This is a genomic window from Streptomyces sp. NPDC001415 (assembly GCF_053597395.1).
Window position 1 is genome coordinate 1 of record NZ_JBSFIE010000027.1, and the last position, 15,978, is coordinate 15,978.

11 protein-coding genes are annotated in these 15,978 nt (G+C 72.4%); 1 reads left to right on the forward strand and 10 read right to left on the reverse strand.

Going from position 1 to position 15,978, the window contains the following annotated elements; translation table 11 throughout:
• From ACWC2B_RS28315 to ACWC2B_RS28335, 5 genes are all read right to left on the reverse strand, one after another.
• Positions 1–272, reverse strand: a 272-nt coding sequence (locus tag ACWC2B_RS28315) for a carboxyl transferase domain-containing protein (protein WP_450721422.1), incomplete at its 3' end; no start/stop codon positions are given.
• A gap of 106 nt (positions 273–378) precedes the next feature.
• A complete protein-coding gene (locus ACWC2B_RS28320; protein WP_450721424.1) occupies positions 379–1,209 on the reverse strand; it encodes an AfsR/SARP family transcriptional regulator in 831 nt (276 codons plus the stop codon).
• A 112-nt stretch (positions 1,210–1,321) separates the two neighbouring features.
• The gene (locus ACWC2B_RS28325) at positions 1,322–2,071 is read right to left on the reverse strand and encodes a 4'-phosphopantetheinyl transferase family protein (protein WP_450721426.1); all 750 of its coding nucleotides are present in this window, start codon (positions 2,069–2,071) and stop codon (positions 1,322–1,324) included.
• On the reverse strand, positions 2,068–3,354 hold the full coding sequence (locus ACWC2B_RS28330) for a hypothetical protein (protein ID WP_450721428.1): 1,287 nt from the start codon (positions 3,352–3,354) through the stop codon (positions 2,068–2,070). The genes ACWC2B_RS28325 and ACWC2B_RS28330 overlap by 4 nt, the downstream gene beginning before the upstream one ends.
• Positions 3,351–4,790 carry an MFS transporter gene (locus tag ACWC2B_RS28335; protein ID WP_450721430.1) on the reverse strand — a complete coding sequence of 480 codons (1,440 nt, stop codon included), beginning with the start codon at positions 4,788–4,790 and terminating at the stop codon, positions 3,351–3,353. Before ACWC2B_RS28335 ends, ACWC2B_RS28330 begins: the two co-directional genes overlap by 4 nt.
• A gap of 174 nt (positions 4,791–4,964) precedes the next feature.
• Between ACWC2B_RS28335 and ACWC2B_RS28340 the strand changes: the two genes are divergently transcribed.
• The gene (locus ACWC2B_RS28340; protein WP_450721432.1) at positions 4,965–5,864 is read left to right on the forward strand and encodes a LysR family transcriptional regulator; all 900 of its coding nucleotides are present in this window, start codon (positions 4,965–4,967) and stop codon (positions 5,862–5,864) included.
• A 42-nt stretch (positions 5,865–5,906) separates the two neighbouring features.
• Here the strand turns inward: ACWC2B_RS28340 and ACWC2B_RS28345 are convergent, their stop codons facing one another.
• From ACWC2B_RS28345 to ACWC2B_RS28365, 5 genes are all read right to left on the reverse strand, one after another.
• Complete coding sequence (locus tag ACWC2B_RS28345; protein WP_450721434.1) at positions 5,907–6,149, reverse strand: hypothetical protein; 243 nt, start codon at positions 6,147–6,149, stop codon at positions 5,907–5,909.
• Positions 6,146–6,778, reverse strand: a complete 633-nt coding sequence (locus ACWC2B_RS28350) for a VOC family protein (protein WP_450721436.1) — start codon at positions 6,776–6,778, stop codon at positions 6,146–6,148. The genes ACWC2B_RS28345 and ACWC2B_RS28350 overlap by 4 nt, the downstream gene beginning before the upstream one ends.
• A gap of 88 nt (positions 6,779–6,866) precedes the next feature.
• The gene (locus ACWC2B_RS28355; RefSeq protein WP_450721438.1) at positions 6,867–8,576 is read right to left on the reverse strand and encodes a (2,3-dihydroxybenzoyl)adenylate synthase; all 1,710 of its coding nucleotides are present in this window, start codon (positions 8,574–8,576) and stop codon (positions 6,867–6,869) included.
• An 85-nt stretch (positions 8,577–8,661) separates the two neighbouring features.
• A complete protein-coding gene (locus ACWC2B_RS28360) occupies positions 8,662–13,947 on the reverse strand; it encodes a type I polyketide synthase (protein ID WP_450721440.1) in 5,286 nt (1,761 codons plus the stop codon).
• Between the two features lie 70 nt (positions 13,948–14,017).
• On the reverse strand, positions 14,018–15,931 hold the full coding sequence (locus ACWC2B_RS28365; RefSeq protein WP_450721442.1) for an FAD-dependent monooxygenase: 1,914 nt from the start codon (positions 15,929–15,931) through the stop codon (positions 14,018–14,020).
• Positions 15,932–15,978: the final 47 nt, after the last annotated feature.

Below are 15,978 nucleotides of genomic sequence, written 5' to 3' on the forward strand. Positions count from 1 at the left end.
CCCTCCACCGTCCCCCACCCGGTGACCACACCATCGGTGTACGGCTTCTTCGCCTCCAGCCCGAAACCCACCGCACGATGCCGACGCAACTGCTCAACCTCATGAAACGAATCGGCATCCAGCAGCAGATCGATGCGCTCACGCGCCGTCAGCTTGCCCTTCGCGTGCTGCGCCTCGGTCGCAAGCTCACTCGGCCCACGACGGGCCTCCTCCCGCAGGGCAAGAAGCTCGGCGACCCGATTGCGAGTCGCCGTCGACTGCAGTGTGTTCATGCCGGATCCCTCTCGCTTCTTGTGGCCCCCAAGCGGGCGGCCCTTCTATGTGCGGCTTCTCTGCATAGGTCGTGAGCTTTGCGCAGGTCACGTACGGCGACGCTCATCAGCCCACCTGCCCGATGACGGCCATGCCGCCCCAGCCGGCGCCCTGTGCGGCCCAGCGCTTCTCGCTCGCGCCGTGCAGGATCTCCCTTTGCAGATCCCGCAGTTCGGGCATCGGGTCGATGCCGAGCTCTTGGCGCAGGGCGGCGCGCAGCCGGGCGAAGGCCTCCAGGGCCTGGCCTCGGCGGCCGGTTCGGTGCAGGACGAGCATCAACTGGGCGTGGAATCCCTCGTGCAGGGGGTGGTTCTCCGTTAAGTAGCGGAGTTCGCCGAGGACTTGGCGGTGTCGGCCGATGCGGATGTCAGCCTCGATGCGGCCCTCCAGCGCGGTGAGCCGGAGCTCTTCCAGGCGGGAGACTTCGAGGGAGAGGCGCGGGCCGAGCGGGACGCCGTCCAGTGGGGCCGAGCCGCGCCACAGGGCGAGACCGCGCTGGAAGGCCTGGGCCGCCTCGGTGTTGTCGCCCTCGCTGAGCGACTGGCAGCCCTCGTCGACGGCCTGCTCGAAGAGGTCGGCGTCCACCGTGCCGGTGCCCAGGTCGAGCCGGTAGCCGCCGCGCGAAGTGATCAGTACGTCCTTCGGGTCGAGCCGCCCGTGCGAGGACCGCGAGGTCATCAACGCACGCAGGTTCATGACGTACGTCTGGACCGCGGTCACCGCGCTGCGCGGGGGCACCACCCCGAACCAGAGCTCGTCGATCAGACTCGACATGGTCACCACGTGGCCGACGGCGAGGGCCAGGGTGGCGAGCAGTTGCTGCTGCTTCGGCGCCGTCGGTCCCCAGCCCAGTTCTCCGTCCATTATCTGGACGTCACCGAGAACTCCGATATCCAAGACAACTCCCCCTGAGCTATTGATTGCTCTGTCTCGTCAATTTTTCCGAACGTACTGATCGGTTGATGTCTGGGGTCCCCACCCGCATCCGACCTGCACGGACGAGTGCAGGCTACCCAGATTTGGCAACGCCTGTCGCGGAAATCAGATGAGTGGAACCGAAATTGTTGGAGGCCGCCCCGAGGCCGGGCACGTAAAAGCGCCCATCCTTCCCCATGAGGTGGCATCCATCGCGGTCCGTCGCCAATCCGAAATCGGCGTACGGAATCCTCCGCCCGCTTCCCATCGCCTTGGCATAGGAATTCTTCAGGGTCAGGAAGCGGAGCAGCAGCGGGTGGCGCGCGGACGGCCGGACCGCGCGCAGGCGGTCCAGCTCGTGCCGGGTGAGCAGGTGTTCCACGGACGGCAACCGCAGGGGCGGCGGTTGCAGCGGCGCCACGTCCACACCGACCCGGCCACCGTCCATCAGGCCCACGGCGACCAGTCCCTCACAGTCGCCGACACTGATGTCCAGCTCGTCACAGCCTCTTAAATAAGGGCGCCCCGTCACCGTGTAGGCGACCTCGAAGAGGGCGGGGTCGGCGCCGAGCAGGGCGCCGGCGGCGGCTCTGAGCATCAGCCGGGACACGATGAAGCGGATGCGCCGCTCCGGTGTGGGCTGCCGGTCGGCCCGGGCGCGGTCCGCACCGAGCAGCACCCGGATGTCCTCGGCGTCGGGCCTGGCCTCGCGCGGCCACCAGTCCTCGGTCCGGCCCGCTACGACGATGCACCGGCTCTCCTCCAACTCCTTCCTGATCCTTGCCGCTTCCAGGTCGTCCGGGCCCCGCGCCGTATATAGCGCGGGTGTCGGCCGTTGAGTCAAGCCGTGCTCCCGATCTCCGGATCGATCCGTTCCCGGGACAGGTCGTAGGCCAGTGCCTCACGGTCACGGACGATCAATTCCTTGAGGACGAGCCCCACTTGGCCCCTCGGCAGCCTCGGCGTCGAGTGGCCCAGGCGCCGCAGCACCCTGGTGAGAGCCAGCAGCAGCCAGGCGCGGTCGGTGTCCTCGCCGGTGAGCCTCAGTCTGCCGAGTGCGCAGGCCGCCGCGGTGAGCAGCGCGAGCCGGTCGGCGACCGCGAGGGCCGCCGGGTCGGGCCTTCCGGGCAGGGGGCGGCCGAGGTAGGAACGGCGCCGTTCCAGGCCCCGCAGCTCCCGGTTGAGCATCCGGATGAGCTCCCGGAGGCTTCGGCCGGCCGGGTCGCGCCCGTCCGGAAGACGTGAGAAGTCGCGGAACTCCCGGCCCAGCAGGCGCAGTTCGCGTCCCGTCGATCCGGGCTGGAACTCGGCGAGGAGCTGGGGCAGCCGGGTGGCGGCCTGACCGGCCGCCGCCATCAGTGCCTCGCTCTCCCGCGCGGCCGAGAAGTCGTACGCGGACCGGACGAGGCTGCCGTCCCGGCGCCGGGCACTCAGCGGAATCAGTTCCTCCGCGCCCTCTTGCAGCAGCCGTGGCACCAGGTGGCCGCAGACGGCGGACAGGGCCCGGGTCCCGGGTCCCACGCTCAGGGCGTCGGTCGCGGCGCCGACCACGCAGTCGGCGAGCAGGACGTCGGCGAAGGACCCGGTGAGCGCCCCGACCGCGGACAGGTCGTCCACGGGCGCGTAGTGCTCCTGGTAGGCCCGCACCGCGGTGCGCAGCCGGGTGTCGGCGGCGGCCACGAGCCAGCCGGGCAGCACGGTGCGTACGAACGCCTCCGTCAGCTCCGGGTCGCAGCGGCAGCCCTCCTCGTGCCCGTCGGCCGCGCAGCTCGGGACGGTGAGCCAGACCTTGGCGTCCTGGCCCGCGTCCACTCCCTGGCGCCGGCGCGCACCGTCCACTCCGTACGGCCGCCGTGTGCTGTCCCGGCCGGGGACGGCCAGGACCAGGCGTCCGCCTTCTTTGAAGGAGGCGGCCAGTTGGGCGGGTGTCGGCGGCCGGGCCGCCGGGGGTGGCGGCCAGCCGCGCTCCACGGTGGGCACCCCGTGGGAGCGGATGACCGCCCGCATCCTGCGGATCGTCTCGTCGCTGCGGTGCCGATCGCCCCGCAGGACGGGCGGGGAGCCCGCGCCGGTGCTGCCCTGGGGCAGTCCGGCGCCGGTGAACCGGCTCGCCCGCCGCTCGCTCACTGGGCGGTGCGCCGGCCGATGTACCCGACGGCGAGCAGGGCGCCCACCGCGAGGGCCGCCGCGGCGACCGACAGGGCGACCTTGGTGCCGCTGTCGCCGGGAGATGCCTGGAGCACGGAGCCGAGTACGGCGACACCGACCACGGCGCCGGTCTGGCGGGCCGAGTTGAGGGCGCCCGACGCGATGCCCGCCTGCTCCTTGGGCACCGACGAGACAAGGGTGGTGACCAGGGACGGGATGGCGAAGGAGACACCGAACCCGAAGACCAGCAGGCCGACCGCGGTCAGTGCGTACCGGCCGGCGCCGTCGCCACCCACGAAGAGCAGCTGGATGAGCGCGCCCACCGTCATCAGCGAGAAGCCGAGGATCGACGGGATGCGCGGCCCCTTCCTGGCGACCAGACGCCCGGTGTAGATCGGGTTGAACGCGGTGGGCAGGGTCAGCGGCAGGAAGGCGAGGCCGGCGGCCATGGCGGTGTAGCCGAGGCCCTGCTGGAAGTGGAGCGACATGACGAACAGGACGCCGGAGAGGCCGAAGTTGACGAGGAGGCCGTTGAGCAGGCCGACCGAGAAGGTGGCCTTGCGGAAGAGCTGGAGCGGCAGCATCGGGCCGCGCACACCGGGCTCGCGGCGCTCCACCATGATGAAGCCGATCGCGGCGGCGACACCCACGGCCAGCGCGATGAGCACCGGCGCGGACGTCCAGCCCTCGGGCTCGCTCTGGATGACGCCGAACGTCAGGCCCGCCAGGGCGAGTACGGCGAGCAGCTGGCCCGGCAGGTCGATGGCGCGGTCCGGGTTGCGGGGCACCTGCGGTGCGAAGGCGCGGGTGATGAGCACGCTGAGCAGGGCGACGGGCACGTTGATGACGAAGATGAAGCGCCATCCCAGCGTGTCCGTGAGGACGCCGCCGACGACCGGGCCCGCGGCGAGCGCGACACCGGTGATGGCCGCCCAGGATCCGAGGGCGCGGGCCCGCTGCGCCGGGTCGGTGTAGGCGGTCGCGATGACGGCCATCGAGGCCGGAAGCAGGGCGGCTCCCGCGATGCCGAGGACACCGCGCATGCCGATGAGGACGCCCAGGTTCGGTGCGGCGGCGGTGAGTCCGGAGGCGATCAGGAAGGCCCAGGTGCCGGTGAGGAACACCTTGCGGGCGCCGAAGCGGTCGGACAGCGCGCCCATCGTGAGCAGCAGTGCGGCGAAGGTGAGGGTGTATCCGTTGACCACCCACTGGAGCCCGGAAAGGCCGCCGCCGATATCATCGCGGATGGCGGGCAGTGCCACGTTCACGACGCTGGTGTCGAGCAGCACCATGAAGTAGCCGAGCGAAAGGCCCAGAAGCAGAAGCCCCTTGCGCCGGACCCCGGCCTCGGGCTTGACGCCCGCCGTAGTGCTCCCTCCTTGTGCGGCCGTCACCGTCGATGACTGCGAGGACATAGTTGTTCCCTTCTCAATTACTGATGCGGAATCACTGATGCGAAAAAGCGAATTCGAGGCGGCCGGGGTCGAGAACCTGCGGCTGTTACAGCCTGGCGGGAGCCCGGGCGAAAGAGAAACGGGAAATTCCGATTGCACCATCGGAAGCGCCGATGGACCGGGGGAGGCCGAGAGATGCAGCTCCGTCAGTTGAACACGTTCCGCACCGTTGCCGAAACCCTCAATATCACACGGGCGGCCGAGCGACTGAATTACGCCCAGTCAAGTGTCACCGAACAGATCCAGTCACTCGAAGCGGATCTGGGGGTGGCGCTCTTCGACCGTTCCGGCCGCCGGATACGGCTCACCGACGCGGGCAACCGCCTGGTCGAGTACGCCGAGCGCATGCTCCAGCTCGCCGAGGAGGCGAGGGCCGCGGTGTCCGGAATGGCGGACCCGGCCGGCGAACTCACCGTCGGCGCACCGGAGACACTCTGCGTCTACCGGCTGCCTTCTCTGCTGACCCGGTTCCGGGAAACCCATCCGAAGGTCCGGGTCGTCCTTCGTCCGGGCAACCGGTCGGAGTCCCGCGGCGGGGTGCGCGAGGGAACCCTGGATCTGTGCTTCACGTTCGGGCCGCCGCCCACGGAGCCGGAGTTCGAGAGCATGGCGCTGGCTCCCGAGAGCGTCGTCGTGGTGGCGCCACCCGGACATCCGCTGACCAAGATGAAGGAAGTGAGCACGGCCGACCTCGCCGGTGTGGACTTCCTGGTGACCGAGCCCGGTTGCAGCTACCGCCGGATGTACGACGAGACGCTGGGCTCCGTGCGCGGGCCCCGGCCGAACGTGGTGGCCGAGCTGACCAGCATCGGGGCGCTGCGCAGCTGCGTCGCCGAGGGGATGGGCTGCGCGCTGCTTCCGGGGATCGCGGTGGCGGCGGACCTGGCGCGGGGCGCCCTGGAGACGGTGCCGTGGACCAACGCCCGCCGGGAGACGGAGGTGCAGGTCTCCTGGCGCGCGCAGGGCCCCGGCTCGCCGGGGCTCCGCCCGTTCCTGGACACCGCGCGCGAACTGCTTGGCAGCCCGGCGCTGTAGCCCCCGCCCCGGTGCGGCGACGCCTGCCGCACCGGGGCGGTCTCAGCCCTCGTCCAGGCGGAGTTCGTCCTCGTCGAGGTGTACGAGCCGGCCGCTGTAGCCGCCGGTCAGCGCGGCGAACCAGATCGCGGGGCGGGCGCCGACCGCATCCCGGGCGAGCACCAGGGGCCCGTCCGCGGTCACCTCGACGTAGTCGCCCGCGGAGCGGATGCCGTACCCGGTGTCGCGGGCGACGCGTACCAGGTCGTCGAACTCGGGGATGTCCAGCACGTACAGCGTCGTCATCGGATGCTCACCTTCTCCTTGGCCGCGCCGGCGGCCCGCTCGGCGTGGTCGCGGGCGAGTTCGCCCTTGCGGCGCCACATGTCCTCGACGGTGGGGCGCTCGCCCTTCGCGATGTCGCTGAGCGCGCGGAGCGTCAACTCGGCGTCGCGTGCGTCGACTTCGGCGAAGGCACGCAGCGGGCGGGTGATCTCCAGCTGGATTCCGTTCGGGTCGTCGAAGTACAGGGATTCCAGGAGCTCATGGGCGAGCGGCGGGGTGACCCGTACGCCGTGCTCCTTCAGGCGGACACGCCAGGCGGTCAGCTCCTCCTCGGTGTCGACGTGCAGCGCCAGGTGGCGCGAGCGGTGCATGAGGTCGCCCGGGTCCTCCTCCTCGGGCAGCCCGAAGTAGTAGAAGAAGGCCAGGTGGTTGCCCTTGCCGAGGGCGAAGAAGAAGTGCACGAAGTCGGGGAAGTCCTCGGTGACCCAGCCGGTCGCGGTGATGGCGTGGACCAGCGGCAGGCCGAGCACGTCTCGGTAGAAGTGCAGGGTCTCCTCGGGCTTCCAGGTGACGTGCGCGAGGTGGTCGACGCCCTTGAGGCGCAGCGATCCGGTGTCGAGCGGCGCACCGGCCGCCGGTATCTGCGACATGGCTTGTTCCTTTCGCTGTGGAGCGTGGAGCGGGGAGAAGTTTTGAGGGATCGTGTTCAACTCGTCGGCTGTATTGGCGAGTTGATGGTCAGGCCGGAGTGGGGGTCGCGCTCGGCCGGGTCTCCGGCTGAGCCTTCGGCTGGGCCGGCACGCTCGCCCGGGTGAGCGCCAGGACCCGTTCGCGCAGTGTGCGGCGGTCCACCTTGCCGACCGGGGTCAGCGGGAACTCCTCGACCAGATGGAGGAGTTCGGGGGTTTTGAAGGCCGCTACGCCGCGTGCCGCGAAGAAGGCGTGGATGGTTTCCAGCGTGGGCCTCGGCCCGCCCCCGGGGATCACGCACACGCCGACGCGTTCGCCGAGCGCCGGGTCGGGCAGGGCCAGGGCCGCCGCGTCCGCGACGCCGGGCACCGCCCGCACCAGGTCCTCCACCTCGTCGATGGAGACCTTCTCGCCGCCGCGGTTGACCAGGTCCTTGAGCCGTCCTTCGACGACGAGGTTGCCGCTGGGGTGCCACCGTACGAGATCGCCCGTGCGGTACCAGCCGTCGGCGGTGAAGGCCCGCTGGTTGTGCTGCGGGGCGCGGTAGTAGCCGCGGGGCGTGTACGGGCCCCGGGTGAGCAGTTCGCCGGTGGCGCCGTCCGGCACCGCGCGGCCCTCGGCGTCCGCCACGAGGATCTCGTCCGCCTCACTGATCGGCCGGCCCTGGGTCTCGCGCAGCACCTGCGGGGGATCGTCCGGCCGCGTGTAGTTGAGCAGGCCCTCGGCCATTCCGTACACCTGCTGGAGGGTGCAGCCCAGGCCCGGACCGAGGTCGCGGGCCAGCTCGGCGGGCAGGACGGAGCCGCCGACCTGGAGCAGTTCCAGGCTGCTCAGGTCGTACGCGGTGTCCGCCGCGTGTTCCAGCCAGCGGTGGGCGACGGCGGGCACCACCGAGGTGACGGTGACCCGCTCGCGGGCGATCTCGGCGAAGGCGGTCCTGGGGTGCGGCGAGGGCGACAGGACGGCGCGGCCGCCCACCGCGAGGGTGCCGAGCACGCCCGGGCAGCCGAGCGGGAAGTTGTGCGCGAGGGGAAGCGCCGCCAGATAGGTGGTTTCGGCGGTGAAGCCGCAGACCTCGCCGCTGCGCCGGAAGTTGTACGCGTAGTCGTTGTGCGTCCGGGCGATGATCTTGGGAAGTCCGGTGGTGCCGCCCGAGAGCAGGAACAACGCCACCTCCCCCGCGTCCGGGGCCCGTTCGTCGAGCCGGCGCCGGCGTTCCGCCACGTCGCCTTCGACGCGCAGGGCGCCTCGCAGGTCGACGTGGCCCGGCTCGACGTGGTCGCCGACGACCAGGACGGGGACCGGCCGCGGCCGGGTACCGGCGATCTTGGCGGCGAGCGTCTGGTGGTCGAAGTCGCGGCAGGTGTCGGGGACGGCGATCGCCGCGACGTCGGCGAGTTCCGCGAGGTACTCCAGCTCGTGCTCCCGGTGCGGCATGAGCGCCAGGACCGGCGCCACGCCGATGCGCTGGCAGGCCAGGAACAGGGCCACGAACTCCCAGCGGTTGGGAAGCTGGACGAGCAGGTTGTCCCCGTCACCGAGGCCAAGCGAGGCGAGCCGCTCCGCCAACGCGTCGGCGTGGGCGGCCAGTTCGCGGTAGCTGATCCTGGTCGCGCCGTCCACCAGTGCCGTACGGGATCCGTAGCTCTCGCTCCAGGTCCACATCCAGTCGCCCAGCGGGCGGCCGCGCCAGTATCCGGCCGCGGTGTAGCGCTCGGCCTCGTGCTCGGGCCACGGGACGGTCCCGGCGCGCTTCATCTGTTCCTCCTTCGCTCGATCGGGTGGATCCGTGCAGGGGGGCGGCCCGGCCCCGACCTCTTGCGGACGGGGCCGGGCCGCGGTCTCAGGCGGCGAGCTTCTCGGCGAGGAAGTCGGCGATGGCGGTCACGGTGGGCCGGTCCCACAGGAGCGTGGCCGGCAGGGCGAGCCGGAAGAGCTTCTCCAGGCGGCGCCGGATGACGAGGGTCATCACCGAGTCGAGGCCCATCTCCATGAGCGGGCGCCGCACGTCGAAGGAGTCGGGCGCCCACTTCATCTCGGCCGCGACCAGGCCGCGCACCGCGTCCACCAGGTGGGCGTGCAGTTCCTCGGGGGCGAGCGTCGCCCAGGCGGCCTCGCCCTGGTCGGCGCCGGACTCGGCGACCTCCACGGCCAGTTCGTCGAGCAGCGCCGGGCGGACCGCGGACGGCTCCAGTTCGATGGTGCGGAGCACCGCGTAGTACGGGGCGTCGTAGCGGGAGGCGAACTCCCAGCTGCGGAACGCCTCGGCGGCGGAGATGTCGGCGGTGCCGCGGGCGGCGAGTTCGGCGTCGATGAGGTCCGAGGAGGTCGACATGCCCAGGCCCCGCCACGAGGTCCAGGCGTAGCTGACGGTGCTGTCGTCGCCCAGGGCCGCACGGTGGGCGGCGAGCGCGTCCAGGAAGGCGTTGCCGGAGGCGTAACTGGCCTGGCCCGGCAGGCCGAGGAGCAGGCCGCAGGACGAGAACAGGGTGAAGAAGTCCAGGCTGCCGGGGGCGAACAGCTCGTGCAGGACCATCGCTCCGGCCACCTTGGGCCCCATGACCTGGGCGAGCGAGTCCTCGTCGACGTTGACGGCCATCCGGTTGTCGAGGACACCGGCGGCGTGCACGACACCGCGGATCGGCGGCAGGTCGAGCGCCTGCGGCGAGAGGGCCGCGGCGACGGCCTCGGCGTCGGTGATGTCCACGGACACCACGCGGACGCTGACGCCGAGCCCCTCCAGGGCGCGGACCGCCTCGATCTGGCGGCGGGTGGTCGTGTCGGTCATCTCGTCCCAGGCGGACCGCGGCGGCAGGCCGCGTCGGCCGACGAGGACGAGACGCCGGGCGCCGCGCCCGGCGAGCCAGGTGGCGACCTCCAGGCCGAGCACCCCGAGCCCGCCGGTGATCAGGTACGTGCCGTCGGGCCGGCATTCCAGGGCGGCCCGGACCGGCTCGCGCTCGATGGCCACCAGGCGGGCGGTCTCGATCGCGGCGCCGCGCACCGAGACGAGGTCCTCGCCGGGCTGGGCGCGTACGACGTCGACGAGGGCGGCCAGGGTCTCCGGGTCGGTTTCGTCGGCCAGGTCGACGGTGCCGCCCCACAGTTCGGGGTGCTCGCCGCCGATGACCCGGCCCAGGCCCCACAGCGGGGCGTCGCCCAGGGACTCGGTGGCCAGCGACTCGCGCACGCCCCGGGTGACGCACCACAGGCCGGGGTGCGCGTCGGGGCCCGCCGCGGCGAGGTGCTGCGCGGTGCGGGTGACCAGCCAGGCGGCGTCCACGGCGGCGCCGCTGACACTGTCGGCGGCGCCGGCCCGCTCGGGCACCACGAGTACGGCGGTGGAGGAGGTGAGCGGCTCGGCGAGCGCGGTCAGGTCGTCCGGGGTGTCGATGGCCGTCCAGGGCAGGCCGGTGGCGGACAGCGCCTCGCCGATGCGCAGCCCGGTCTTGCGGTCGCCGACGATCACGGCGGCGGTGACCGCGGCGCGCTCGCGGGCGGGTTCGGCGGGCAGTTCGAGCGCCCGCCAGGCCACCTCGCTGACCAGGCGCCGGGGGCTGGCGGTGGCGCCGGGGTCGCCGTCCAGGACGCCGTAGCGCAGGCCGGTGAGGCGGGCCAGGAGGCGGCCGTCGGTGGCGGCGATGGAGACGTCGACGGTGTCCACGGCCGCCGCGCCCTCGACGGTCGCGACGTGCAGCAGCACCTCGGCTGGGCAGTCGCCCGAGACGACGGCCTCACGGATGTGCGCGGGCATCCGCAGGATCGGTTCGCCCGGGAAGACGACGGAGGCGATGGAGAGCGCCGCGTCCAGGACCGAGCCCCAGGAGCCGGGCAGTTCGCCGTCCGGCTGGGCCGCGACGACGGCGAAGATCTCGCCCTCGGCGCGCCGCATCTCCTTGACCTCCCACGGGAAGCCCATGGCGGCGACCCCGATGCCGGCGAGCCGGTCGATGGTGAACCTGTTGTCGAGCACTTCGGCACAGGTGGTACGCAACTGGTCGGCGTCCAGGGTGCGTTGGCCGACGGCGGTGCCGGGCGAGACGACGGCGGTGGTGTGGGTCAGCCAGGACGCGTCGGTGTCGTCGGCCGTGCCGTCGCCGATGATCCGCGAGGCGAGGCGGACGGTGCCCTCCTGGTGGACGACCTGGAGTTCGCGCGGCGTCGAGACGGCGACCGGCACCTTGAGGGTGATGTCGGCGAGGCCGGGGCGCTCGCCTCCGTCGGCCGCGGCCGTGAAGAAGGTGTTGAGCAGCACCGTGGCCGGGATGATCTCGACGCCCTGGACGGGGTGGTCGCCCGGGTAGGGGCGGCACGACTCGTCGAGGTAGGTCTGCCACAGGCGGGCGGGGGTGCTGCCGTTGACGGCGGTCTGGCCGCCGAGCAGGGTGTGGCTGTCGACGTCGTGCTGGGTGCCGCCGCCGGCGGAGCCCACCGACTCATACCAGTACCGCCGGTGCTGCCAGACGGTGTGCGGCAGATCGGCGAAGCGGCCCGGGGTGGCCGCGTTCCAGTCGAGGGGCACGCCGTGGCAGTGCAGGGCCGCGACGTTGGCGAGCAGGATGTCCCGCTCGGGCTTGTTGCGGCGCAGGCTGTGCGCGACGACGGCGTCCTCGGTGCCGAGGCCGTCCAGGATCTCGCCGATGGAGTGGGCGACGACGGGGTGGCCGGATATCTCGACGAAGGCGCGGAAGCCGTCCTCGACGGCGGCGGTGACGGCCTGGGTGAAGCGGACCGGGTTGCGCAGGTTCCCGGCCCAGTAGGCGCCGTCGCGCGGGGTGTCGCCGCGCGGGTCGGCGAGCATCGTGCTGTAGACGGGCAGCGAGGGCGCGCCGATCGTCAAGTCGTCGGCGGCGGCTGCCAGTTCGGCGAGCAGCGGGTCCATGTGGGGGCTGTGGAAGGCGACGTCGGAGGCGACGCGGCGCACGACGAGCGGCTCGGCCTCCCAGGCCGCGGCGAGGTCCTCGATGGCGTCGGTGTCACCGGCGACGACGGTCGAGCCGGGCGAGGCGGAGATCGCCGCGGTCACGTCGGTGCGGCCGTTCAGGCGGTGGGCGACCTCGTCGAAGGGGAGCGCGACCATGATCATGGCGCCCTTGCCCGCGACCCGGCTGAGCAGCGCGGAGCGGCGGCAGATGAGGCGGGCGCCGTCGGCGAGCGAGAGGATGCCGGAGACGACGGCGGCGGCTATCTCGCCCACGGAGTGGCCGATGACGGCGGCGGGCTCCAGGCCGCGCTCGCGCCAGACGGCGGCGAGACCGACCTGCATGGCGAAGATCATCGGCTGGATCTTGTCGACGTCACCCAGGTCGCCGTCGAGCAGCACCTGACGCGGCGAGAAGCCGATCTCGTCCAGGAAGACGGGGTCGATCTCGTCGAGGACCTTCGCGAACTCACCCTGTTCGGAGAGGAGTTCGCGGCCCATTCCGGCCCACTGCGAGCCGTGTCCGGAGAACACCCAGACGGCTCCGCGGGCGGCGGCGGACAAGGCGGTGCCCGTCTCGATGCCGTCCTCGCTCTCCTCGGCGGCGAACGCCCGCAGCCGGGTGGAGAGTTGGGCCACATCGGACGCGGCGGCCACGGCCCGGCTCGCGGCGTGGCCGCGGTGCACGGCGAGGGTGCGGGCGATGTCGTCGAGCGGGGTCTCGCCGCCTTCGGCGTCCAGCCAGTCGGCGAGGGCGGCCGCTTGGGCGCGGGTGCCGGCCTCGGTCGCGCCGGACAGCGGGAACAGCCGTACGCCGTCCTCGGCGGCCGTGGCCCCGGCAAGGTCAGCGCCCTCAACAGCGCAGTCATCGGGCCCCTGCTCCAGGACGATGTGGCCGATGGTGCCGCCGTAGCCGTAGCCGGAGACACCGGCGCGGCGCGGGCGGCCCGTCACCGGCCAGGGCGTCGGCTCGGCGACGACCTTGAGGCGGGACGCCTCCCAGTCGATGGCCGGGTTGGGCGTGTGGAAGTTGGCCTGTGGCGGGATGTGCGCGTGGTGCAGGGCGAGTACGGCCTTGATCAGGCCCGCGACGCCGGCCCCGGCCTCCAGGTGGCCGATGTTGGGCTTCACCGAGCCGATCAGGACGGGCCGGTCGGCGGGGCGTCCGGCGCCGAAGACCTCGGCCATGGCGGTCGTCTCGATGGGGTCGCCTGCCCGGGTGCCGGTGCCGTGCGCCTCGATGTAGTCGACGGTGAGCGGGTCCACTCCGGCGCTGCGGTAGGCCTGGCGCAGGAGGTGGGCCTGGGCCTCGGAGCTCGGCGCCATGATGCCGTTGGTGCGGCCGTCCTGGTTGACGGCGGTGCCCTTGATGACGGCGAGCACGCGGTCGCCGTCGCGGCGGGCGTCGGCGAGCCGCTTGAGCACCACGACACCGGCGCCCTCGCCGCGTCCGTAGCCGTCGGCGGCCGCGTCGAAGGACTTGCTGCGGCCGTCCGGCGAGACGGCGCCCGCGGCGTCCAGGACCATGGTCAGGCCGGGGCCCGCCATGATGTTGACGCCGCCGGCGAGCGCGACCGGGACCTCGCCGTCGCGCAGCGCCTGGACGGCGAGGTGGAAGGCGACCAGGGAGGCCGAGCACGCGGTGTCGACGGCGAGGCTGGAGCCGCGCAGGTCGAGCGTGTACGAGACGCGGTTGGCCACGGCGCAGAACGCGGCGCCGATCCCGGTCCAGGCCTCGATGCGTGGCAGGTCCTCCAGCATCCGTCTGCCGTAGTCGTCGGAGCCGACGCCGATGAACACCCCGGCGTCGGTGCCGGCCAGGGACTGCGGGGCGATGCCCGCGTGCTCAAGGGCCTCCCAGGACACTTCGAGGACGATCCGCTGCTGCGGGTCCATGAGTTCGGCCTCGCGCGGAGTGATCCCGAAGAACTCCGCGTCGAACCCCTCGATGTCGTCGAGGAACCCGCCGTTGCGGGTGGTGCGGCGCAGGGCCGCGGCGTTCTGCGGCGATGCGGCCTCGTAGGCGGCCCAGCGCTCCGGCGGCACCTCGGTGATCGCGTCCGTGCCTGCGGTGAGCAGCTTCCAGAACGACTCGGGTGAATCCACTCCGCCGGCGAATCGGCAGCCCATGCCGATGACGGCGATCGGCTCGGAACCGGACCGGATGTCGCGGGGACCTTCGATCAGGGTGTTCACGTGCTCCTCCATGGGGGCAGCTTTTTGCGGTGGACGAGGGATGTGCCGTGCGGGTGGAAGACAGAAAGTCGAAGGGCCCGGGTCAGCGGCCGGGGCCGGCGAGCGGCCAGCCGGAGACCGCGTCGATCCGGCCGGCGACCAGGGCGGTGTGCAGCAGGGCGTGCCGGCCTTCGGCCCGGTCGGCGGGCGTCTGAAGCGCCCAGCCGTCGCCGCACGCGAGCACCACGGGCAGGCCTGTGGCGGTACGGATCCGGTCGGCGTGCTCCAGGGCGTGCGCGAGGCCGGTGCCGGGCGCCCGCAGATGCAGCGCGCAGGCGCCCGCCTCGGCTGCTCCGAGGGCCCGCTCGACCAGGGAATCGTTCTCGTACGCCCCGGTCTCGGGGCAGCCGAGTCCCGCGATCAGCGCGGCGCCGGCGGGCAGCGAGCCGAGGAACTTCCGTTCCAGGAGGCCGTGTTCGACGGCCTCGGCCTCGCTGTGGTGGCCGAGGTCGTCGAGGACCACCTCGACGACGGGGAAGCCGACGGCCTCGGCCCGGTCGGCCGCAGCCGTGTCGAGGGCGCGCAGGACCACCCCGAGCACGGTGCCGTCGAAGGAGACCCGCTCCAGGGCGGCGCGCCAGGCGTCGCTCTCACCGGCGCCGACCGGGCGCCGCCAGTCGGCGAGCACCAGGGAGCCGCCGGCCACCGAGTACGCCTCGCAGGCGCGGATCTGGCGCTCGGCGCGGTCCGCGGCGACGGTGACGAGCCGGTTGCGCAGCAGTGCGCCGCCGAGCCGCAGCGGCGCGCTGAGCGCGTGCCCGCCGGGGCCTGGTGCCGCGGTGCGCGGCGCGTCGTGGGCGTAGGCCTCCTCGGCGGCGGCGATGCGTTCGGGGTGGCGGCGGCGCAGGCCCGCCAGGCCGATCGCGCTGGTCCTGGTCAGGAAGTGGAATCCGAAGCGGTCAGGGTCGCGGTCCATGCGTGAGCCGAACGTCTCCCACCAGCGCATGCTGGGCAGCGCCCAGCGCTGGGTGCGTTCGGTCTCCGGGCGGCGCCGCGCCTCGTAGCGGTGGAGCGCGCCCTCGACGGGCTCTTCCGCGCCTCTGGTCGCCAGTTCGGCGGCGAGCCCTATGGCGTCCTCCATCGCCATCTTGGTGCCCGAGCCCACAGAGAAGTGCGCGGTGTGCGCCGCGTCCCCCAGAAGGACGAGATTGCGGTACGACCAGGAGCGGTTGCTCACATGCAGGAAGTTGGCCCACTTGCTGTTGTTCACCAGGAGCGGGTGACCCTGGAGCTGTTCGGCGAAGACCTGCTCCATGAGCTCCTGGGCATAGGTGTCGCTGACCCCGGGGGCGGCGGAGCGCTCGGTGGAGGTTTCGAGTCCGGCCGCCCGCCAAGTGGTCTCGTCGGTCTCGACGATGAAGGTGTGCAGTCCCTCACCGTACGGATAGGCGTGCGCGGCGAACGCGCCGAACGCGGTCTGCACGAACGGGAAGGTCACCACCTCGAAGGGGGCGCGGGTGCCGAACCAGACGTACTTGCCGGCGCCGGGCCGGGCCAGCGTGCCGAAGCGGTCCGAAAGGGCGTTGCGGGTGGCCGAGTTGACCCCGTCGGCCGCCACCACCACGTCGTGTGCGGAGGTCAGCTCCAGGGCGTCGGCCCGGTCCTCGAAGTGGAGCTCGGCCCCGGCTTCGGCGGCCTGCTCCTGGAGGATGGCGAGCAGCGTCTTGCGGGCGATGGCGGTGAATCCGTACCCGCCGTAGCGCAACGACCGTCCCCCGTACCGCAGTTCCATGTCGGTCCAGGCGACGCTGGCCTCGACGATCCGGCGGTGGGTGGCGGGGTCGGCCCGCTCGAAGGCGGACATCGTACGGTCCGAGAAGACGACCCCGAATCCGAACGTGGCGTCCGGGGCGTTGCGCTCGTGGACGGTGACCTGCCGGGCGGTGCCCCGCAGCTTCAGCAGCCTGGCGAGGAACAGCCCTCCGGGACCTCCCCCGACGACAGCGACATCCAGCACGGCCAGCACCCTCTTTCCCTGCTCGGCGGCATCTGCCCGGGGGTTGT